At 42.3% G+C, this 21677-nt stretch carries 20 protein-coding genes and 1 tRNA gene; 7 read left to right on the top strand and 14 right to left on the bottom strand.

Annotated features, from left to right (window positions below; all coding sequences use genetic code 11):
- Positions 1–13: 13 nt before the first annotated feature.
- Together pyrC and yejK are read right to left on the bottom strand one after the other, a co-directional pair.
- A complete protein-coding gene (pyrC, locus tag E2K93_RS17290) occupies positions 14–1045 on the bottom strand; it encodes a dihydroorotase (RefSeq protein WP_135440284.1) in 1032 nt (343 codons plus the stop codon).
- A gap of 50 nt (positions 1046–1095) precedes the next feature.
- Positions 1096–2199: a nucleoid-associated protein YejK gene (yejK, locus tag E2K93_RS17295; RefSeq protein WP_135440285.1), complete on the bottom strand. Its 1104-nt coding sequence runs from the start codon at positions 2197–2199 to the stop codon at positions 1096–1098.
- A 144-nt stretch (positions 2200–2343) separates the two neighbouring features.
- Here yejK and E2K93_RS17300 point away from each other — a divergent pair, with 144 nt between their 5' ends.
- From E2K93_RS17300 to E2K93_RS17310, 3 genes are all read left to right on the top strand, one after another.
- A complete protein-coding gene (locus E2K93_RS17300; protein WP_135440286.1) occupies positions 2344–2559 on the top strand; it encodes a DUF1414 domain-containing protein in 216 nt (71 codons plus the stop codon).
- Positions 2560–2585: 26 nt separating this feature from the next.
- Entirely contained in the window at positions 2586–4280 is a 1695-nt protein-coding gene (locus tag E2K93_RS17305; RefSeq protein ID WP_135440287.1) for a DUF3413 domain-containing protein, read from the top strand.
- 100 nt (positions 4281–4380) lie between these two features.
- Positions 4381–4457: transfer RNA gene (locus tag E2K93_RS17310), tRNA-Pro, on the top strand.
- A 205-nt stretch (positions 4458–4662) separates the two neighbouring features.
- Here E2K93_RS17310 and E2K93_RS17315 read toward each other — a convergent pair.
- Positions 4663–5688: an AraC family transcriptional regulator gene (locus tag E2K93_RS17315; protein WP_135440288.1), complete on the bottom strand. Its 1026-nt coding sequence runs from the start codon at positions 5686–5688 to the stop codon at positions 4663–4665.
- Between the two features lie 211 nt (positions 5689–5899).
- Here E2K93_RS17315 and E2K93_RS17320 point away from each other — a divergent pair, with 211 nt between their 5' ends.
- The 3 genes from E2K93_RS17320 to E2K93_RS17330 all read left to right on the top strand — a co-directional run bounded on the left by E2K93_RS17320 (position 5900) and on the right by E2K93_RS17330 (position 8307).
- On the top strand, positions 5900–6406 hold the full coding sequence (locus tag E2K93_RS17320; RefSeq protein ID WP_135440289.1) for a magnesium transporter: 507 nt from the start codon (positions 5900–5902) through the stop codon (positions 6404–6406).
- Between the two features lie 11 nt (positions 6407–6417).
- Positions 6418–7407 (top strand): efflux RND transporter periplasmic adaptor subunit, encoded by a 990-nt coding sequence (locus E2K93_RS17325; protein WP_135440290.1) that lies wholly within the window; start codon positions 6418–6420, stop codon positions 7405–7407.
- A 342-nt stretch (positions 7408–7749) separates the two neighbouring features.
- The gene (locus E2K93_RS17330; RefSeq protein WP_135440291.1) at positions 7750–8307 is read left to right on the top strand and encodes an NAD/FAD-utilizing enzyme; all 558 of its coding nucleotides are present in this window, start codon (positions 7750–7752) and stop codon (positions 8305–8307) included.
- A 121-nt stretch (positions 8308–8428) separates the two neighbouring features.
- On the opposite strand, the gene E2K93_RS17335 is transcribed toward E2K93_RS17330, so the two are convergent.
- The 3 genes from E2K93_RS17335 to E2K93_RS17345 form a co-directional block, all read right to left on the bottom strand.
- Positions 8429–8707: a hypothetical protein gene (locus tag E2K93_RS17335; RefSeq protein WP_135440292.1), complete on the bottom strand. Its 279-nt coding sequence runs from the start codon at positions 8705–8707 to the stop codon at positions 8429–8431.
- A 70-nt stretch (positions 8708–8777) separates the two neighbouring features.
- On the bottom strand, positions 8778–8987 hold the full coding sequence (locus E2K93_RS17340) for a zinc ribbon domain-containing protein (protein ID WP_135440293.1): 210 nt from the start codon (positions 8985–8987) through the stop codon (positions 8778–8780).
- Positions 8988–9101: 114 nt separating this feature from the next.
- The gene (locus E2K93_RS17345; RefSeq protein WP_228445395.1) at positions 9102–10103 is read right to left on the bottom strand and encodes an alpha/beta hydrolase; all 1002 of its coding nucleotides are present in this window, start codon (positions 10101–10103) and stop codon (positions 9102–9104) included.
- 405 nt (positions 10104–10508) lie between these two features.
- On the opposite strand from E2K93_RS17345, the gene E2K93_RS17350 reads away from it, so the two are divergent.
- Positions 10509–10919, top strand: a complete 411-nt coding sequence (locus E2K93_RS17350; RefSeq protein WP_135440294.1) for a type II toxin-antitoxin system HicB family antitoxin — start codon at positions 10509–10511, stop codon at positions 10917–10919.
- 116 nt (positions 10920–11035) lie between these two features.
- Here the strand turns inward: E2K93_RS17350 and E2K93_RS17355 are convergent, their stop codons facing one another.
- The 8 genes from E2K93_RS17355 to E2K93_RS17390 form a co-directional block, all read right to left on the bottom strand.
- Positions 11036–12295: an OmpP1/FadL family transporter gene (locus E2K93_RS17355; protein ID WP_135440295.1), complete on the bottom strand. Its 1260-nt coding sequence runs from the start codon at positions 12293–12295 to the stop codon at positions 11036–11038.
- 111 nt (positions 12296–12406) lie between these two features.
- Positions 12407–15517 (bottom strand): efflux RND transporter permease subunit, encoded by a 3111-nt coding sequence (locus tag E2K93_RS17360; RefSeq protein ID WP_135440296.1) that lies wholly within the window; start codon positions 15515–15517, stop codon positions 12407–12409.
- 9 nt (positions 15518–15526) lie between these two features.
- Positions 15527–16639 carry an efflux RND transporter periplasmic adaptor subunit gene (locus E2K93_RS17365; protein WP_135440297.1) on the bottom strand — a complete coding sequence of 371 codons (1113 nt, stop codon included), beginning with the start codon at positions 16637–16639 and terminating at the stop codon, positions 15527–15529.
- 293 nt (positions 16640–16932) lie between these two features.
- Positions 16933–18354 carry a BatD family protein gene (locus E2K93_RS17370; protein WP_189637809.1) on the bottom strand — a complete coding sequence of 474 codons (1422 nt, stop codon included), beginning with the start codon at positions 18352–18354 and terminating at the stop codon, positions 16933–16935.
- A 52-nt stretch (positions 18355–18406) separates the two neighbouring features.
- Positions 18407–19207 carry a hypothetical protein gene (locus tag E2K93_RS17375; protein WP_135440299.1) on the bottom strand — a complete coding sequence of 267 codons (801 nt, stop codon included), beginning with the start codon at positions 19205–19207 and terminating at the stop codon, positions 18407–18409.
- Positions 19201–20178 (bottom strand): VWA domain-containing protein, encoded by a 978-nt coding sequence (locus tag E2K93_RS17380; RefSeq protein ID WP_135440300.1) that lies wholly within the window; start codon positions 20176–20178, stop codon positions 19201–19203. The genes E2K93_RS17375 and E2K93_RS17380 overlap by 7 nt, the downstream gene beginning before the upstream one ends.
- Before the next feature lies 1 nt (position 20179).
- Complete coding sequence (locus E2K93_RS17385; protein WP_135440301.1) at positions 20180–21178, bottom strand: vWA domain-containing protein; 999 nt, start codon at positions 21176–21178, stop codon at positions 20180–20182.
- Positions 21171–21677 (bottom strand): DUF4381 domain-containing protein, encoded by a 507-nt coding sequence (locus E2K93_RS17390; RefSeq protein WP_135440302.1) that lies wholly within the window; start codon positions 21675–21677, stop codon positions 21171–21173. Before E2K93_RS17390 ends, E2K93_RS17385 begins: the two co-directional genes overlap by 8 nt.

A 21677-nucleotide genomic window follows, 5' to 3' on the forward strand; every position in this document is an offset into this window, starting at 1 on the left:
TCATCTAGGTGCCCTATTTCACTTGCCACTGAATGGTTTCACCACCGCGAATAGGTACAACCTTATCGCCGCCAAATGGCATCGTTTCTGGAACGGACCAATCTTCTTTAACTAAGGTGATGGTATCGCTATGGCGTGGCATTTTATAAAAGTCTGGGCCGTTGAAGCTGGCAAACGCTTCAAGCTTATCTAACGCCCCTTCGGCGTCAAATACTTCTGCGTAAAGTTCGACAGCGGCGTGTGCGGTATACGCACCGGCACAACCACAGGCGGCTTCTTTTTTATCTTTAGTGTGTGGCGCAGAATCCGTACCTAAAAAGAACTTAGCACTACCACTGGTTGCCGCGCGAACTAATGCATCCTGGTGAATGTTTCTTTTTAAAATAGGTAAGCAGTAAAAGTGTGGGCGAATGCCACCAGCCAACATGTGATTGCGATTATACAATAAATGGTGCGCGGTGATGGTCGCAGCAATGTTAGTACCAGCAGCTTGTACAAACTCGACTGCATCTTTGGTGGTAATGTGCTCTAACACGACTCTCAAATTAGGGAAGTCGCTTACCAACGGCGTTAAAATGGTATCAATATACTCTTTCTCACGGTCAAAGATATCGATGTGGTTATCGGTCACTTCACCATGAATCAACAACGGCATGTCGACTTCTTGCATGGCTTCGATGACAGAGTAAATGTTTTTCACATCGGTTACACCGGATGATGAATTCGTTGTAGCCCCGGCTGGGTATAGCTTAGCAGCATGTACAATACCACTTGCTTTGGCTTGTTTAATGTCATCAGCTGTGGTGTTGTCTGTTAGATACAGAACCATTAGTGGTTCGAACTGAGCCGAGTGATTTTGCGCTTGGATTCTATCGTAGTACGCTTGCGCTTGTTCAGCATTCATTACTGGAGGTACCAAGTTTGGCATGATGATAGCACGGCCAAAATAGCGACTAATATCGCGTACGGTATCTTTTAACGCTTCACCATCTCTTAGGTGAACGTGCCAATCGTCTGGGCGAGTAATGGTTAATGTCTGGGTCATAAAGGTCTCATTAGTTGACAAAATAATTTACGATGTTCGAGTTGTTACCACTAAAATGGAGCACTATCAGATGGCGCAGTAGCGGCTGTATTACTGTCATCTGAGACAGCATCTTGTGCTTTATTGTGATCTTCGATTAATTTTAGCAGTTGTTCTTTGAGATTTGGTGGTACTTTATAAATTGTAAGTGTACCTTTTTCGGGATTATAACGAACGTCGCTACCAAAGTGAGAACGTTCAAAGCTGACACTGATACCAGCGCCATAGCCTGAGTATTTTGTGACTTTATTAATCACGGCTTGTTCGTGCGGAAAGCTTTCTTCAAGTTCATAATCATTTTGCTGGCAAAATTCGAAGAACTTTTCACCGTTATCCTCTACAGGGATAACCTCTGATAGCTCTTTAAGTTTTACTTCCTGGCCTAATTGATTCTGTTCTTTACAATAAGACAGCAATTCTTTACGGGTATTTTGCTTCTCTTCAGGGTTTAATTGATTGACGTTAACAAAATCTTCAACCGCTTGGACCAAGTTATGAGATTGCTGTTTAGCATCAATGCCTTCTTCACAGCCTAAAAAGTCTAAAAAGAAATCCGCCACTTTACGGCCTGCACGTCCCTTAATAAAGGATATATAGCGATTACCTTGTGGGTTCTGCTCATATTCAAATAAGTCGATACGAGCGGCTAAGGTCATCTTTGAGGTGTCTACGTGGGTATCGGCTGAGATATTCAATTCACCGTCAACGTAATAGTGCTCTGACACAGGCAATAGACAGACAAACAAATAACGTCCACCGAGCATTTCATAATGACATGTCACTAAATAGCCAGTTTCAGCAAGTTCATACTTCTCTAATTCTAACTTTAAACGCATTACCGCTTGGTTAGAAAACGGCACAAACTGTTCCTGGTCATCGAGATAATCTTGCAGCAATTTCATAAATGATTGCGCATTATCAACCTCTGGCCCTTGTTTGAAACCACCAAAGGATTTACTGCCTTTGCTGTTGTAGGTCGAATGCAGATTTTCCATAAAGGCGTTAATCTTCTCATTAACTTCAATGAGGCCTTTATTGGAAGTAATTTTTACTTCTGCTGAGTTTTCTGCTTTAGTCAGGTAATGCAGATCAATATTGGTTATAATTAAACTCATAATGTTTGGTTTGTTTTATCTTCCGTAAGCTTTTGATAAACTAAAAACTAATTCATTTTTAGCTAATTTGGCCAAAGTGAAGTATTGGCAATTTACGCTGCTAAACTTTGCCTTAACGCCAAATAACAGGATTCTTTTAAAATAATGCCTATTGTATCGAAATATTCTAATGAACGTGTAGAAAAAATTGTTCAAAATCTCATTGATGTTCTTGTTAAAGAAGAAGCGTCTACCGATTTAGCACTTATGTGCTTAGGCAATGCGCTATCAACTATTATCAACAATCAAATTCCTGAACAGCAACGCCTCGCTATCGCGAAAAACTTCAGCAAAGCGCTAGAACAATCGACCAAGCAGTAAAATAACAAAAATCGGCAATCAATTATATGGTTAACAAACAAAAATCCCCATACAGTAAGCGATTATTGCACCTAATTAGCTGGGCGCATTGGTTTACGTTTTTTAATATTGCTGCAGCCATCTTGATTGCCTTTATTTTTCTTGATGCCGAAGGAGTTCCTGAAACCGGTATAAGCAAGCTTTATATGATCACCACTTGGGTGAGTCATATGGCGTTCTTAACCTTTATCACCTTTGTACTTACGGTTTTTCCGCTGACCTTGTTATATCCGGTCACGCGATTTATTCGCGGCGCAGCCTCGGTTATTTTTACCATTGTATTAACCTTGTTATTACTCGATGGTTTTACCTATCAACAGTTAGGCTATCACCTTAACTTTTCATCGAGTTCGCAGATCATTGAATTGGTGAAAGACCGATTTACTGAAAAGACCTTATCGTTTAGTGGTATCGCCATCTCAGCGTTTGTGGCGATATTAGCGTTTGAATTGATTATGAGTAACTATGCATGGAAGCATTTACGTGAACTGCAGCAACGACGTTACCCGAAGGTGATTATCAGCGTCTTATTAGCATGTTTTGTCACCAGCCATGTTATCCATATTTATGCGGATGCCAAACTCGATTATAACGTGTTGCGCCAAGATAATATGCTGCCATTGTCGTATCCGTCGACAGCGAAAACGTTATTAACCAAATATGGACTGTTTAATCGCGGTGATTACGTGCAACGCAAAAATAGCCCATTTAAGTTGGCTAATGGTGCACCTAGCTACCCAATGCTTGAGCAACAATGTAAGGCGCTGCAACCGCGGGATTATTCGGTATTTCTGATACTAAACGACTCAAATTTATCGAGTAGACAAATCAATCAGTTCGATGAACTGTCTTCAATGCGCGGTGCGCGTCTGCTAAATCATGTCGATAACGCCAACCAACATGACGCTTGGTTTAATATGTTATTTAGCTTACCAACCTTATATTTAAATGACATGCAAGAACAAGATGCGACGCCAATGCTGATGCAACAATTGCAGGCTAGTGAGATTTTGTCGTCATTAACGTTAATAAATGACTCAAGTGAACCCAACACCATACCGCAATGGTTGCGCGACAAGTTTGATAACACCGAAGAGCACAGCGATATATCCCCGTTTGTGTTTGCTGAAAGATTAAATGGCCTCGATAAAGGCCTGCATGTGTTTTACTTTCAAGAAACCAGTGACTATCAATATGAGTTGTTTGTGAATGCCCTATTGTTAGCGCAAAAACAAAAACAGCAAAAAGACGTTATTTGGATCACATCATTGGGTAATCAAAAAGAAACGCAAGTGGTCTCTGCCAAGCCGTCTTTGCTAATTTGGCCAAGAATGTCCGCTGACACGATCACTGGTTTAACCGCCAATATGGATATACCAACAACGTTACTGCGCTACTGGTTCCAGTGTCGCACACCGTATAAGCAATACGGCAACGGCACCAACGTCTTTCGTGTTCGAGATGATCGGGTGTTTGCTAATACCGTCGATGACGGCTTATTGGTCGTTAAGAAAGACAAAAACATCATTGTCGATCAACAAGGAAACTTTGAAAGTTATTCGACAACCCTAGATACCATCATCAGTGAAGACAGTGATTTTCCGATGTTGATCGATGGCGTAAACCAATTAAACCTGTTTAGTGAAATGAACAAGGTCGAACCGCAGCAGCAAGGCAATTAGTATAATTATTAGCCGGTTAAGCCGTGGCTCATTAAAAAGCGGTTGCAAAACCGTTTGGTTTGATTAACATTGAATTGGTTAGTTCGCTAACGATGCAGTTCGGGGTATAGCGCAGTCTGGTAGCGCGTGCGTCTGGGGGACGTGAGGTCACAAGTTCGAATCTTGTTATCCCGACCAAATTATTAAAGCCTGGTGAATACACCGGGCTTTTTTATGTTTAGTTTTTACCTTGAACGCTAAGCCCTGAATAGTAAGCCTTGAGCCTTAAACTCCAAAACCAAACCCAAACCCAAACCTAAGCCCAAAACCAAACCTAAGCCTACCCCTAATGAATACACCGCGAATGGACTGCTGATAAGCTACTTATTTTAGAGACATTGTTTTAGCGCTCGCTAACAAAGCGCTGTTGATATTGTTTTGGCGTCATGCCCTTCATGCTTTTAAACATATTGGTAAAACTGACTTGATTTTCATAGCCTAAACGATGACGAACTTGCTCGATGTCTATGCCTTTTTGCAGCATGGTAATAGCCTCATTAGCTAAAACAAGCGAACGTAATTGGGTAAAAGAAACTTGTTTATCACGTAAAAATCGGCTTAGTTGTTGATCTGACCATCCCCATTTTTGCGCGACATCGACCAATCGAGGCAAGCGATAGTGACGTTGGTAAGCTATGGTTGAGATGATCCCCTGCACCTTGTTGAGTGGGTCTGGCATATTAAAATACCTATCTAAGTCGTCAACTCCCATCTGGTAATTTCTATAGCTGTCCTCGAAAACAACCGATGACTTTGAAAATGCCATTGCTCGGTTAAACCATATTTCGGTTCTGGGTTGATGCCATTGAATATCACACTGAAATAAATCTCTGTATTGCTTCTCGTCTCGTTCATGACAATAACCGGATAAACAGAGTTTGTTTGGGGTAAAACTTTCGCCGAAAAAATACCTAAGTATATTAAGCATGCCAATGGCAGCACGCACCGATTCATATTGAATAACGTCAATGGCGACGCCTTTGATGTGAATACGCCAACCGATTTGGTCTTTAACAATCACTACTTGCGATTGTGCATTGGATTGAATAAGTTTGAGCATATTGGCCAGGCGCATAATGCTCATTGACACGTCTTGACCACTGAGTAACCAATTTTTTAAATGCCCAAGTGGAATGACGTTATATTTTTGTGCCAACATCAGCATGGGATCTTGTTTGTCGGCTTTTTTACAGTCAGCAAGTTGACGATAGAAATGTTCAATGTCGGGCAAAGGCACCAACTTATGTGGTTTGCTTATCACATCGTAAGGTATATCAAAGTATGACTTTTTAAGGTCAAACTCTAAAATAGCCATTTCATAGAGGTTTTTAATTAAGACACTTCGATAAAAGTAACATGGAGTCTTCATCGTTATAAGCCGCGTCAACGTCCTAAGCCCTAACAATAATGTTAGTTAATCGGTCATTATTTGCTACAAAATGACGAATTAAATACCAATTACTCGAGAACACTCTCGGTTTTTTTACACTAGCGGCGAAAACTAAAATATAAACGCATCATTTCAGACAGTGAAAAACCTAGAGTTAAAACAGTTTTGTTTTTAATGAGAGAGTAAGTAAATGAAACTACTGAAAAAAATAGCATCTGTTATTTTTATTATCGGTAAGGTATTAATTAAATTTCTGATGTTTATCGCCATTATGCTCGTTGGAGCCTATTTTCTTGCGCCTTTAGGCAAGATTAACTCCAAAGACATCGATATGTCGTTGTTTAGCAGTACGCCGAATGATGCAATGATGATGTTTTTCCAACATGAAATGTTTAGCGGTTATTTATTTGCCGTTACCATTGCCTTTATATTGTTTGTTGCCTACCTGTTCTGGCAGATTCATGAAGTCGCTGTTCATAAAGCACAGGAGCAAAAAAGCACGCAAATTCAATTGGTATTTGCGTTGTCGCTGTGTGGCTTGTTCTTACATAAAGCCTGGTGGGTAGTGGCGATTATTATTGCCTTTGCAAATTGGAGTCACATTACTGATTCAATCGCTCGCATTATCCGTAATGGTCTTTCCGATTTCAGCGCTGCTCGTCGCAGTGACGACGCTAAAGCAACGGCAAATAATTAAGGAGCACGGCAATGAAAGAAATAATGATCCCTTATGTTTTATTGATGTGGATATTGATATCGACAGGTGCCATTAAATGGACCATGCGCAACGCCTTTTGGATAGTCTCCGTTGGTGCATTTATATTAGCGCTTTTGTTTTATATGTCGCGCTTATGGGCGCCGGTTGATATGACCAACTCAAGTACCATTAAAGCGCCCCACTCTGTGGTATCACCGTTAATTGGTGAACAGATTAACGAAATTCACGTTGACCATAACCAGTTAGTTAAAAAAGGTGATGTCATTTACACCTTAGTTGATACTGAAAGTGAGTCTGAAGTTGCCGCAATTGAAGCGGAGATTATTAAGCAGCAAGAATCTGTTAAACAAATGACTCGGGATATACAACGTTCAGAAGAACAACCAGAAATCTTTAATCAGCGAGCTATTGAAAAAGCCAAGTCGGACAAACGTATCGCACTGGCACAATTAGAATCATTGCAAGCCGATCTTGATAAAGCGTCATTTGAACAGGAGCTAAAAACGGTCAAAGCACCGTTTGATGGACAAGTCGCCATCGTCAATATTGCCAATGGTTCACGTGTCGGTAATATGAAGCTGTATGATATTTCTCGCAAATTCATGGAAATCCGTGTCCCTGACCAAACATTTCGCTATGTTAAAAAAGGTCAATTTGCTGAGTTTTATGTTGATGCTTACCCTGGTGAAGTATTTAGAGCCCGCGTGCATAGCTTTAATGCTGGTACTGGTGAAGCAGCAGTTTCACCAATTAATCAACAGCAAAGTGTAAAACAGCATGTTGGTAAAAATACCACCGCCCATGGTCGTACTGTGGTTCTTGAGATTTTCGAGCCTGAAGGAAAAACAATCCCTATTGGTGCTACCGGTAGTGCTTGGATTTGTGCGACAAAGCCGCACCCATTTTTGGGTTTTATCGATGTGATTGGCGCCGCTACGGTACGACTGCATTCGTATAAGTCGTATTTAAACACCCTGTAGTGGTTATCTATACCGAGTAATACCGGTTTAGGTCGCTAAAAATTAATACGCTAAGATCCGCTTAATATTAGGTTAAGCGGATTTTGTTTTTTCTCTGCCCTTTATTGTTTTGTATTGTTTGTTGTATCGTTTGGTTCTCTGCATCGTCCCCTTCTGTTGCCTCATGTTATTGCTATGCTAGCTCATGTTAGCAAGTTAACCGTCTAAGGCACGTTGTTATAAGTCCTAGCAAACAACAAAGTGCTATAATTGAACTATTGTAATCGCAGCTTCGTATAGATACCCATATTCAAGGCAGTAACCATACTACGAATACGGAATAAGTGTTTCACGGGAGGCTTTATGATCCGCCATTACTTTTCAACCACAAACCTTAAAAGTCTCAAAGACGTCGAAAGTGACCTCATTGAGCACGGCTTTAGTTTGCCACAAGTGCATGTATTAACAGAAGACGATGCCGCAGTGCAACGTTATCAACTAAACGAAGTCGAGTCGGTATTAAAGAAAGATGTTGTTCACTCTACCGAGATTGGCGCATTAGTTGGGGCGATAGGTGCAATATTAGTGCTAACAGCGGCTTATCTAATGGGCTGGACTGAATCAGCAGCTGGCTGGTTACCGTTTGTCTTTCTTGCCATCGTAGTGCTTGGCTTTTGTACTTGGGAAGGTGGATTTATTGGTATCCAAATGCCTAATAAACGATTTGAGCGTTTCAAAGGCTTATTGCGTCAGGGTAAACACATCTTGATGATTGACGCGAATGAGCAACAACAATCAGCTCTGCAAGACGTTGTAACCATGCACCCGGCGTTAGTGACTGAAGGTGTTGGTGACGGCAGCTCAAAATGGTTTATTAAAAGTCAGAAAGGCTATCAAGACTTTATGAAAATGATGCCGTAATAGGCATCATTTTTCACCTACTATCTGGGAGTTATGTATGGCCATTGCGGTTAAAGGCCCGTCGTTAAGGCCTTAGAAGTTAGGTGCTAGCTCATAGCTCTTACGTATTAGCTCTTACCTCTTAACTGCAGACAATAGCGCGCTCGCCAATATGGATAACGTTATTTATTGCCACATACGATGCCGAAATGATGGCGCTCGCTGGCATAGTGATAACCGATATCATCTCATCTTGCCACTCATAAAAACTTGTATCGCCTTCGGTGATATTAACCACTTTTAATACTTTTAACTCCGTCGACACAGCACAATGGTATACCGCGGATTTATCTGTTTCTGGCAAGACCATGCACGCCGAGGTGATAGATGTCATCAAAGCGACGATCAGACTTTTCATCATTCTGTTTACCTTCTTTATACTGTCATCGAGTAACGTTGTTAGCGAGTCAGGTCGTTAGCGAGTCAGGTTGTTAGCCAGTGAAAAAGTCAAATACGTTGCCAACGGTTGACGCACTGCCTTTGTAAAATTCGGTGTAGCGACAGTGTTCACAACTAACCGCAAAGTAACGTTTGTTTTGTACGTCAAATATTCGAGACCAAAAGCCTCCGGATACACGCATCTCACCTGTTTCAAATTCCTTATGACCACATTTTGGGCAATGCCATTTATCATGTCGCATTAACTTTCCTTACTTATTTTTAGGTAAATCATTGTTTAAATTGTTATTTTGTCATCTTCAATAAACAAAGTTTAGTCGACTTTTGTCTAGTGGACTTTATTTAGTAGATTTTGTTTAGCGAGCCTCACTTGAAAATACAAACTGCATGGGAATATCTAAGCGTTTTGCCCAAGACCGTTCACTGTGCTCTTCACCTGGAAAAAACTTACTTACCCATAGCGTATTATCGTACTGACTAAAAATTTCATCTACGCGTTTTTGCAATGGTGGATACATCGCATCTAATGTTTGATCGCCATAATCAAAGTAAATACGATTGCCAGATAAATTAGCTAAACCTTTTGCCATGTATTGATTAAAGGCGTCTGGGATCGGATTGTTGTCGCTGAAAAACACACCGGGCCAATGCGTGGATAGACACGCGGCTGCGCCAAATACATGTGGATATTCAAACATCGCGTACATGGATATCAACCCACCCATGCTCGATCCCATAATGGCGGTATTTTGTTTGTCGGTTAACACTGAAAAATGGGCATCGATGTAGGGTTTTAATTCCTCTACCAAAAACTTTAAATAGTTATCAGATGCTACCGAATTCTCGAATACTTTTTGCTGACTATTTCGGCGTTGGTTATACGCAATCTGTTGTTGCTGTTTCGTTAAACTTAAAAACGGCTTTTCTGGAAAGTAATCGCTGTGACGATGATCATCGCCTCCATTGTCAATCGCGACAACAATAAACGGTTTTGTTTTCTGTTTGGCGATTAATGACGATGCGACTTCATCGACCTGCCATTCTTGTTTGTTCCAGGTAACAGATGCATCGAATAACATTTGACCATCGTGCATATATAAAACAGCGTATTTTAATTTTTTAGAATAGCCATCGGGTAACCATACTTGAACACGACGACTCGTCACAAATTTAGATGGAAACTTGGTTATGGTTTTCAATTGCCCAGAAGTTACGGACTCAATAGAGTCGGTTAATTCAATTTTTGTTTTATCGTTCTGTACCATTTCCGTAGTTTGATTTTCATCTGTTTGTGCGTTTGTAGACAGTGACACGACCATCATCATTAACGTCATCAAGTTCAAGTAAACAAGATTCATATACCCATCCAAAGTAAGAAAAGTTTTGTTCCTCATAGTATTAAATAGCCAAGCGAATTCACAACGTTATTTTTTGGTACTCACTCTACAGCCATCCAATAACCCCGCCATATAACAAGAGCAATGCCCCTGTGGATAACACAGTAGATAAGCCGTTATCAATTCAAGTAAAAACCAATAGCTATCTACTCCAAACTAAATGCCCTTACTTGTTAACAACTTCGCTGTATGTGATTAATCACCAACCAGATAGGTGGGGTTATAGGGGTTACTCACCGTCAGCGCTCGAGAGTTATCAGGGTTGTATACAAAAAAATCTAAGGAGTTATAGGGGTTATCTTGAATTATTGATGTAGAGTTGTTAGAGTTATCAGTAATTCCCCTTAAATAAGAGTTATACTGCTGATGCGCTTCCCTATTGTTTTGTTATTTAACCCTGAGAAAAATGACTATAAAGTGGTCGTTGCTGACATGCCTGGCTGTGAATGTAGAGCGTCAACAATGGATGACGCTTTAGATAAAGTGATCAGTGTTATTGAGTCTCATTTATCCATCTTGGCTGAATATAATGAAGATATTCCAGTTGCTTCGTCGTTTGAATCACACGTAAGTAAAATGGAATTTAGAGGTGGTGTTTGGGCGGTTGTTGATATTGATGTAACCCCCTATTTAGGAAAAAGTCACAAAATAAACGTTACCTTGCCTGAGTTGCTGATCAAAAAAATTGATGATACCGTATCAACCGAACCAGCTTATCATACCCGTTCTGGATTTTTAGCAACCGCGGCAATGAACGAATTAGCTAAGCTTAAATAGAGTGTAATCGAAGCAGTCTTTTGATGCTTTATCTACTATATTCTCATTAAAGTTTTAACGAATAATAAAAAGCTCGCTTTGAAAACGAGCTTTTTACATCTCTAAACGACTTTGTTTTAAAACGTTTTAGCGTAACTTAACGCTAAGAAAGTCATACTAATATCTTCATAGTCTGCGTGAAATTGACCAGTAACCGGGCCACGATTACGCTCAACCTCAAAGTCACCAAACCACAAGATTTCCGCTGAAAGCTTAAGAGTCGATGATTCGCTCAACGTTTTGACACCGCCAAAACCAAAGCGGTAGCTTTCGGTCATCGGTAAGTCAGGGGTGCGGTATTTAGTATCCACCATAGCACTGTGATAACCAACGCCAGAATTTAGCATCCACTGATCATTTAATTGGTATTGCACACCTATGGATGCACCATGGGTATCATTAAAGTTTTTATCGATATCAACATTGATATTGTCCTCGGTATCGACAAATAAGCCAATTTGACCAAATTCAGACCACTCTTGCCATGTCGCATTAGCCAAAAAGTTCCAACGATCGTTTATTTGATGGAACAGGCTAACCGATACGGCTTGTGGTAAGGTAAACTCAAAATCATATGAGATATCATTTAGACCATTCTGCTCTAATATATTGGTTAATATTGGCCCAGCATCTTTTAAACCGGTTACGTCTTCCATGTCTAATTCAGCTTCGCTTAAGTATTGTAATCCTATGCGAGTACGCTCATTAAATTCGTATAATACACCTAAGCTAAATTGAATCGAAGTATCCTCGTCCTTTAACTCCAACTCAGCATCACCGCTGTCTGGTGCAATATTTTTCACTGCAACGGTTTGCTCAAATATGGTATAGCCAAGTATAACGCCCAATCCCACCGACCAATTATCATTTACCTTATAACCAACCGACGGTTGAATGCCCACCGTTTGCAAAATACTTTTCGTATTGTAATAGCGGCCTATCCAGTCATCGTCATATTCGAGACCTAATCCAAAATAACCTGCCATGGATAAGCCAAACGACCATTTATCATCGATCGGACGAACATAGAAAAAACTGGCTGAGGGTAACCAAGCATCGGCATTAGCTGTCGTACCTTCTGTCATATTATTTGAGTTTGCGCTAAAGCCTTGGCTAATGTATATCGGCAAAATTGCCGCTTCATATTGGGCTGTATCAAGACGTGTCATACCTGCAGGGTTGTTAAACGCCGTTGTCGCGTCATTTGCTCTCGCCGCCCAACCCGCTCCGGCCAGTGCTACATCAGTTGCATTTAACTCCGTTAGGTATAAACCTGTAGCGCTTGCATTTATGGAAAACATCGTCGTCAGTAATGCGCTTATTGTTAGCTTTTTCATTCTAATTTCCTCTTAGATCTGAGCACCGACCATCTTCTGACATCCGTTTTATCGGTAATTTTATTGTGTGTTTAATTGCTATTAAGTCAGTCACATAGCTTAAATAGTATACTAATCTGGCGTCTTTACCTTATATAAGGTCACATAAAGTATCGGAACCAGCAGCATGGTTATCGCTGTACCAGCGGTTAAACCAGACATAATACACATGGCCATAGATACCCAAAATGCGTCCTGCAGTAGTGGGATCACACCAAGCACTGTGGTTAATGCCGCAAGTAACACCGGTCTAAGTCTGGACACCGAGGCCATGACCACAGCGTCATAGGGTTCCATTCCCTCTGCGATATTAAGGTTAATTTCATCGAGCAAAACAATGGAGTTTTTGATCATCATGCCCACCAAACTCATCGCACCCAACAATGCCATAAAGCCAAATGCCGTCCCGGTTGGCCAGAACAGTGCGGTAATGCCAATCAACGAAAAAGGTATCGCCAAAAACATAATAATAGGCGGTCTGTAAGCATTAAACAGCGCAACAATGATCAATAAGATAATCACAAACGTCGGTGCCATACCGGGTACTAACGACATCTGTGCATCAAAGGTACTTTTGTATTCGCCATCCCATTCAAACTGGTACCCCGGTGGTAAAGTAATTTGATTAATATCGTCAATAACCTGTGCCCGTAATGCTTGAAATGTTTCGCCATCGGGTTGTGCCTGAATAGCCACTTGGCGACGTCGATTCCAACGCGAGACAATTGGTTCTTCCCATTTTAATTCAATCCTTTCAGTGACTTCTGAAATTGGGATAGATTTTAATGACATTGTTGGTTTGACTTGGATAACATCCAAAGAGCCCGCTGCTCGCGAACGCTCTTCGTCAATGTTGCGGGCAATGATTGGGTAGGTATCGGTGCCTTTTCGGTAGATACCAATTGGCATACCATCGTAAGCACGTGAAGTTGCAGACGCAATATTGGCTCGGGTAACCGCTGCCCAACGGGCTCTGTCTTGAGAATAAGCAATCGTTATTTTTTGCACGCGTTGGCGCATGTCGGTGCGAACATGTTTGGTATGCGGATTATTGTGTAAAATGTCAGTCACCTGACCGGCAAGTTCTCGTAACACAGTAAGGTCAGCATCAACTGGACCGGTTATACGCAATTCAAATGGCCACGTATCTCCAGGACCTACGGTATATTTACGTACCCGGGTAAGAATATCGGGGAATTGTTCATTTAACCAAGGTTCCATTTCATCAACAAGCGGATTTACTTGAGCAAAACTTGGCGTATTGACGATGATTTGTGCGTATGATTGATATGGAAATTCCGGATCGACAGGTAAGTAAAAGCGTGGACCGCCGGAACCAATAAACGTGCCTATGTCGCCGGTTCTCTCATCGTCTATCAGTTTAGCTTCTATGCGTTTCAGATCCTCTGAAACACTTTCTATTGGTGTACCTTCAGGAGCCCAGTAATCGACAATAAACTGCGCTCGTGTCGAGTCTGGAAAAAACTGTTGCGGAACTTTACCAAAGCCAAATACCGACACCGCCAACATGACAATTAGAGCAATCAGGGTAAACAAGCGATATTTAATTAAACCAACAAGTATCGCTTTAAAGCGCCTAAAGAAACCACTGCCGTAGGGATCATCTTGCTGGTTCTCTGGTGCTTTTAATATTCGAATACATTGCAATGGTGTAATGGTCACCGAAATCAGCCAACTTAGCATCAAGGAAATCGCTACCACTAAAAACAGCGTTTGGGCATATTCCCCCGCATCTGTTTTGGCACTAAACACTGGGTAGAATGCCATTGACGCAATAATTGTCGCACCGAGTAATGGCATGGCTGGAATGGTTGCACTTTCTATTGCCGCTTTTTTCGCCGTCATGCCCTTGCTGAGCCGCACCGACACACCATCGGCGACAACAATGGAGTTATCAACCATCATGCCGAGGGCAACAACCAAGGCCCCCAATGACACACGATGCAGTTCAATATTCATGATCAACATGACAATAAAGGTACCGAGAATCGTCAGTACTAAACCTGCGCCTATAACCACCCCCATGCGCCAGCCCATGGCAATAGTGAGCACCACCAATACGATAAGTACCGCTTCGGCGAGGTTAACCGCAAACGCATCTATAGACTCTTTAACTAAATCTGATTGCCATTGAAATTTGGTTACATTAATGCCTGCTGGAAATTCGGCGACTAACTCATCAATCTTGTCATTAAGTGCCTTACCGGTGTTGATGATATTGCTATCAACGTCATTAGCCAGTGAAATCGCCAATGCCGGCTGGCCGTTAAAACGCATTAACGTGAATGCAGGCTCTAAGTAACCAAGTCGTATATTGGCAATGTCACCAAGTCGAATCATCTCTGTATCGGTTACTTTTCCATAACCGCGATCTTCGCTTAAATCTCGCGCTACATTGACGCCAAGATCTAAGAATGAGCGCCTAATTAATACGTCACCGATATCTTGATAAGAATCAAACTCGCCTTTAACTTCAATACGCATACGACGTTCAGGTAAATTTACGGCACCAGCGTTAACGACAAAGTTTTGATTCGCCAAGGTGGCTAATATCGCTTCCTCTGTAATGCCTAATCCGGCAATTTGCGCCTCTGAAATATCGACATAGATAACTTTAGGCTGCACGCCCCAAAGCTCTGCTCGAGAAATTTCCCGCAATAAACCCAACTCTTTCTTTAATACATCTGCGTAGTCTTCAAGCTCTTCATAACTGTAGCCATCGCCCGTAATCGATAACACGAAACCATAGACAAAGCTAAAATCATCCATAATTTCTGAAGGTAGCGCATTTGCTGGTAACTGCCCTTTTACATCGCGGATCTTTTTGCGCATCTCATCCCATACTTGTGGCAAACGATCTGCCCAGTAGGTTTGTTTCATATCGACTTTGATAATAGACATGCCAGCTTTTGACAAAGAGTAAATGTTGTCGAGCTGGGGCATTTCTTGTAGCGCTTTTTCGATGATATTGGTGACTTCTTGCTCTACCTCGGTAGGACTGGCACCAGGATACAGTGTCATGATCACTGCAGTTTTCACGGTAAAATTTGGATCTTCTAGACGGCCTAGGTTGTGATACGCAAAGATACCGCCAATAAACAGCAGCATTGAAAAAAACATGGTGAGCTTTTTGCGCTCAATTGCAAATGCGGTGATATTCATAATAGTGCCTTAGTGAGTCTCAGTTGCATCCATGATTCTTACTTGTTGATTCTCACTAAGTGAATTAACCCCAGCGACAACGATCCAGTCACCTTGGTTAATACCTCTGGCTATTTTGATGCCAAAGTCAGTCGGTCTTAATACCTCAACCTGACGTTTTTCTAGAACGTTCTCGTTTACCACCCAAACATAGCTTTGTTTCATCTCGCCAGTTGAAAATAACGCAGTAGCCGGAATATCGATGCCGGTATAGACAGATTCTTCAGGCAACGTTGCTTTGATATAAGCCTTGCCAGCCATACCAGGTAAAACCTCAATGGCGTTGTTACCTTCTAACGTTAACGTTACTGGGTAGGTTCTGGTACTGCGGGATGCTTCCCGGCCAACTTCTTTTACTGTTGCAGCAAAACTTGCATCAGGATTTACATCAAACACCACGCGCGCTTCTTCGACCATACTGGCATAGCCAATCAAGCGTTCAGGAACTTCAAACTCAAACTCCATTGAGTCTCTATTTATCAGACGTAAAATGCCCTGCTTAGCAATAATTGTTTCAAACGCTTCCGCGTATGTCGCTACGACTTCGCCATCAAATGGAGCGAGTAATTGCGCGTATGAAAGTTGGTCCATGGCAAGCTGTAGTGAAGCTTCGGCGCTGTTTTTAGCGGCATAGGTGATGGCATCTTCAGCTTGGGCTCTATCCACCATTGACTGACTAATGACGCCTGGCTCTTTTTCTTGAATTTCTAATAAACGTTTGTAGTTTCGCGCAGCGTCTTGGTTTGCCGCTGTGGCTTCAGCTAACAATCCTTGTGCCACTCGCACGCTATTTTGGTAATCGGTGCCATCAAGGGTGGCCATAACATCGCCTTTTTTGACCATGTCGCCTGATTTAACGATAAGGGTTTCAACTTGGCCAGATACTCGAAAAGACAAGGTTGCTTCATCAACCGCTTTTGCTTTACCTGGGAATGCACGCTTTTCAAGACCACTTAACGCGCCGATTTGTACCGCTTTTACTTTTTTAATGACCTGTTTTTTTTCTACAGGCTGCTCACAGCCCACTAAAAACACTAGACCAATGATGCACAGCATACTGGGATGTAAATTCGTCGTTTTCACTGCTTAACCCTCAATCGTTGTGACTCACTGGATAAGTTTTTTGGATAGGGAGATTAGTTAACATTAGGCGTTAAAACTCTGTTCTTATTAACAAAAACGCTGAATGTCTTTAAGCTTAGTTCAATCGCACGGTTTTGCTACGAGATGACGGCTTAATAAAGTGTGTTTTTTAAGGGGGAGAGACGGCTCTGTCGGTGTTTAGCTAGCGATGAAAAGCTAATCATGAAAAACTGCCGATAAAAACCCAAGATAAAAAAGCAGTGTTGCTTGGTGTATAAAATATCAGCGAATGGCTAACGCGGATTGACGTTGATAGGTGCTGATGGCTTTGCCGACGCCCTGCGTTTTTTGTGGCGGTCTATCAATGCCAGTAAACGTTTGGCGGCACTGATGCTGATGGTATGTGGTTTTTGGCGTTCTTGACCTAGACGTTCTTGATATGAGGGTTCTTGACCTGGGTATTCTTCAATAGGTTGCGCAAAACCATTTGCCAATAATGCATCTACTGTCTGTAAGGCGTGTTCATCGTGATATTGACGAAAGTGCGCTCTGAGTACTAGGTTAGCCTCTATGTCTGTCGCATCAGACGCCATCTCATCTTGATTGCTAACACGGCTGATCGCGGCAATAGGTGCAGAGTTCACGGTCTGTTGACGAGATTCTGTAAGGCGATTAACGATTTGGTAAAGCGTCTCACAGGCAAGCGTATACTTTTTTTCTGTCACGGCGGTCAAAAACTTAGCTTTACGTAGACGGTAACCAAGCTGAGTGATGCGTTGATAACTGCTCTGTAACCAATGCAGGCGCAAATACAGCCAATACAAAACACTGAGCACGAACAGCGCTAACAGAAAACGCGTAACAAGCGTTATTAAATCGACGTCCATTAGGGATTGTTTAAGCGATTTAGTTTGCGGTTTATGACCGGCAACGACTTCTGATGATACAGACCAGCTTTGTGCTTCAATAACCTGTGTTTCAAGACGGTTGGTGGTTAGATTCCACCAATAAAATACTTGCTCAGGGATTGTATATTGGCCTTTTTCTTCAAAGATAAAATTGACTTGCTCAGTACGGTATCCAGTTAATATATTACGATTGTCTTCATCTTTTAACACTGGCTTATTACGGTACAATCCCACACCTGGTATCGATATTGTTTTGATTTTAGGTAACATCATTGCCGGCACGCCAGCGGCTTTAAACTGATAACGCTGAGTAACCGCTTCACCTATTTTATAGGCTTTGTCCTGCTCAAACTCACCACTTACCTGCAGCTCAAAATTCTCACTGACAACATACTCATCTATGCCGTTAAGCGCCTTTGGCAACATAACTTCAAATTCGATTGGCTTGGTCGTTACTTGACCTTTAACCACGCCTTGTTCGCTATTAACAGCAACATTGACGATAATAGGCGGTAGCTCATATATACCCGCTTGCATTGGATATAATGTGATCTCTCGGATTTGACTGGCATAGGTTTGGCCATTTTTTCGTACCGAACTGTTGGTAGCCTGCGAGTCTAGCGATAGCTTAACAATACCCGACATTTCAAAGTCTTCGATTGAATTACCGCCGGCAAACCATCTGTCCGTTTGATACTCAATCAATATCGTTACCGCTTGTTTAGCGATAATAGGTTGTTCATTTTTTAGTGTTGCGGTGACAAAAAGCTTTTCTTGCTGCAGCAATTCGTCGATGCTTGTAGCCATAGTTTGCCAGCAACATATACAAAGGCACAAACCAACAAGCCATCGAGACCAGTTATTCATTTTCGGTCTCCTCTGTTTCAGAGCTTGTGCCTGTGCCATTGCTAGTGCTAGGGTCTGCGACTTGTTGGTTAGTTAATTGCGATTGGAATTTATTCGATAAAAAACGAGCAGGATTTTTTTGCACTTGTCTTAACCACATTTCATTTAGCTTGGCATCATTTAACAATTGCTCAGCAGACATCGTTTCTATTTCCACCTGCCTAGCCTCTTTTTTCTCAGCCCCTTCCGCTCGTTGTGGTTCGTCACCCAACTCTTTTGGTGAATCACCTTCTTCTGGTTGTTGAGATTCCGACATCAAATTAATTGAATCAATAATATCCTGGACGATTTTTAGGTTATGTTGTGCGCCCTGATGCGTTGCCTGTTGTTCTAATATCGCGGTATATACTTGTCGCGCCTCCACATAACGTTGCGCATGTGCCATCGCATTGGCTCGTGCCAACATATCGTCTAGGTCAGTATATTGACTGTATATTATCGCCGCTTTATCAAACTCTTGTGCACCGTATAAACTGTATGCCTGCCAACGGCTGTTACTAAATTTACTGGCGGCGAGCTGATATTGTTTAAATTGAAACAATAACTGACCTTGTTGATCCCGGGTTAACCACCAACTGCTAAATTGATGAGGATTGAACGCCGCATAAACCAGCACTAGCGCAAGAGTTAACCAAGCCAACTTGTTACGCTGAGAACGTACACGACGCAGCAAAGCATGTCGCTTGCACCAGTTATCTGCGAGGCCGAGCATCGATTCAATATAATCGGTTAGTTTGAGTAACTGGTTTACCATTGCAATGTCCAGCCTCGTCGAAACCAAAGCAAGTACACAAAGGCAACAATAAACACTAAAGGATAGCCCGAGTCATACCAAGGCGTGGTTTGATCATCGACAATAACCAAATTGTTATTAATATAACCATTGACTTGTTTGATGTCGGACTGATCATGACTCATCATCATTAACCTAGCGCCTTTGGCAGACGATAATTGCTGTAATTGTTCAAGCTGCATGGGTATTAAACTTGAGCCACTTTCAACATTGTCTATTTTACTGGCATCCCCAATCGCCCAGACAATCAGTTGATGCGAATTGCTGCTAAAGAAATCCGCAAATGCGGTCGTTGCTTGCTCGTTTGCACCATCACCGATAAGTAAAATAGTCCCCGGAACGCCGGTTGGTCCGAGTAATGCTTTAGCTAAGGGCAAAATTTGCTGTGGTGCCTTGCCAGTAACGGGCATCATGTTTGTGTCGAGCGCATCAAGAAAATGCGAAATCATATCTTTGTCATTGGTTACCGGCATAACAATATGAGCGCTGCCTGAATAGGCGATTAATGCCGTATTACTATCGCCTCTTAGCGCTAATAGTTCACTGATCTTTTGTTTGGCTCTGACTAACCTGCTCGGTTGTACGTCACTTTGTTGCATGGTTTCGGACACGTCGATGGCAATGACTAATGCCGATTTATCTTCGGTAAAGGGTGATGGCTGCTGAGTCCAACTTGGTCCCGCCAGAATTATGGTAATGATCACCGCGACCAACCACGACGCGCGTTGAGGAGAAAACCAACGCTGATTATTACCGGCAACCGTTAAATGCTCTAAGATTTGCGTCGACATCAAACCGCGCCAAGCACCGAGACTGTCGTCACGTTGATACAAACTGTGCATCACCCAAAATATTGGCAACAGTAACAATAGCCATAATGGACGTAAAAAATGAAAATACTGTAAGCGCAGCAGTTCAGCGTAGAGATCCATATTAACTGACCTCCTTATTGACCACTTGCGTCCGTTTTATTCTGAACGCAACCACCGACAAGGACAACAGATATACTATGGCCAGTAATGCGATGGGGTAAAAATGTACGCTTCGGCGTGGACGATAAGATAAGGAATCAAATAACTGCGGTTCGAGCTCGTCAATTTGTTGATATACCTGCTCAAGTTCAGCGCGATTTAGGGCTTGATAGCTTTTACCACCCGTAATGTCAGCTACGTTGTTGATGACGTCCATATCAACTTTTTCTTCACCGACGGCACTTGGGTCGCCTATTGCAATGGCGTATATTTTTATATTGTAGGCCGCTGCGACTTTAGCGGCATCGACAGGTGGCACCTTGGAACCGTTATCATTGCCATCGGTCAACGCGATCAGCACGCGATTTTCGGTAGCAGAGTTTTCAAACACCGAAATTGCCAAACCTATGGCGTCGCCAAACGCCGTGCTTGGCCCAGCCATACCGATATCTGACTCATTGAGTAGGGTCATCCAGGTATCTATATCATCGGTAAACGGCGCTTGAAGATAAGGCGCATCGCCAAATAAGATCAAGCCTAAACGATCACCCTCTCTATTTTGAACAAATTCCTGTAAGACCCGTTTTACCGCCGCAAGCCTATTGACCGTTTGTTGTTGCTCATTAGTGAAATCTTCTACCGACATAGACCCCGATAAATCGACGGCTATCATTAAATCTCGTGCGGATTTTTCCTGAGTTATCGGCGCGCCGATGATTTCAGGTTTGGCCATGGCAACCACCAAACAAAGCCAGGTTAATGCGACGATAATACGTTGTAAGACTTTGCGTGAGATGATGACCGCGCCAGTTTGTGGTGTTTCGCCGGTAACATCAACCAGTCGCACAAAATAGGGAATTTGCACCGAATGTTTGCGCTCTTTATGCGCCGGCGCTAACCAGAAAATCACTACCGGAATCACCAGCAAGACAAACGCCCATGGGTACGCAAATTCAAGCATGATGTTGTCCATGATTGGCGATCCAATGCTCGGTTTGCGCCAGCAAGGTTTGCATTTGCTGCTCACTAATATCGAGACTTGGCGCGTGCGCGAGTTGGCGCAATAAATGCGGACAAGTTTGTTTAAAACGACTGTTTTGGCAATGTTTATCAAGCCACACTTCCCACTCATCATCTTTGATGTTGTTTACTTCTACTCGAGAAAAGTGATGTAGCGCTGCGGTTTTGATTAATGCGGGGATTTGCCGATACCCTATCGCCACGTTATCCGCTTGATATGTTGGCAATTGCTCAATCCACGCTAAGGCATCCCGTCGATAGGCATTGCGCTTATAGTCGATAAGTTTACGGTAAGCGGCTCTGCTCAAAAAAAGCAACAATAATAGTGCCACGGCAAGCCAACCGGGCGTTTGCGGTAACCAACTAATCGCCTCAGGGGATGATGTTTCGACAAGCTCTTTAAGCATGTAATTGCCCCACGGGGCATCAAAACTGGTCAA

The organism is Thalassotalea sp. HSM 43, assembly GCF_004752005.1.
Classification (GTDB): domain Bacteria; phylum Pseudomonadota; class Gammaproteobacteria; order Enterobacterales; family Alteromonadaceae; genus Thalassotalea_A.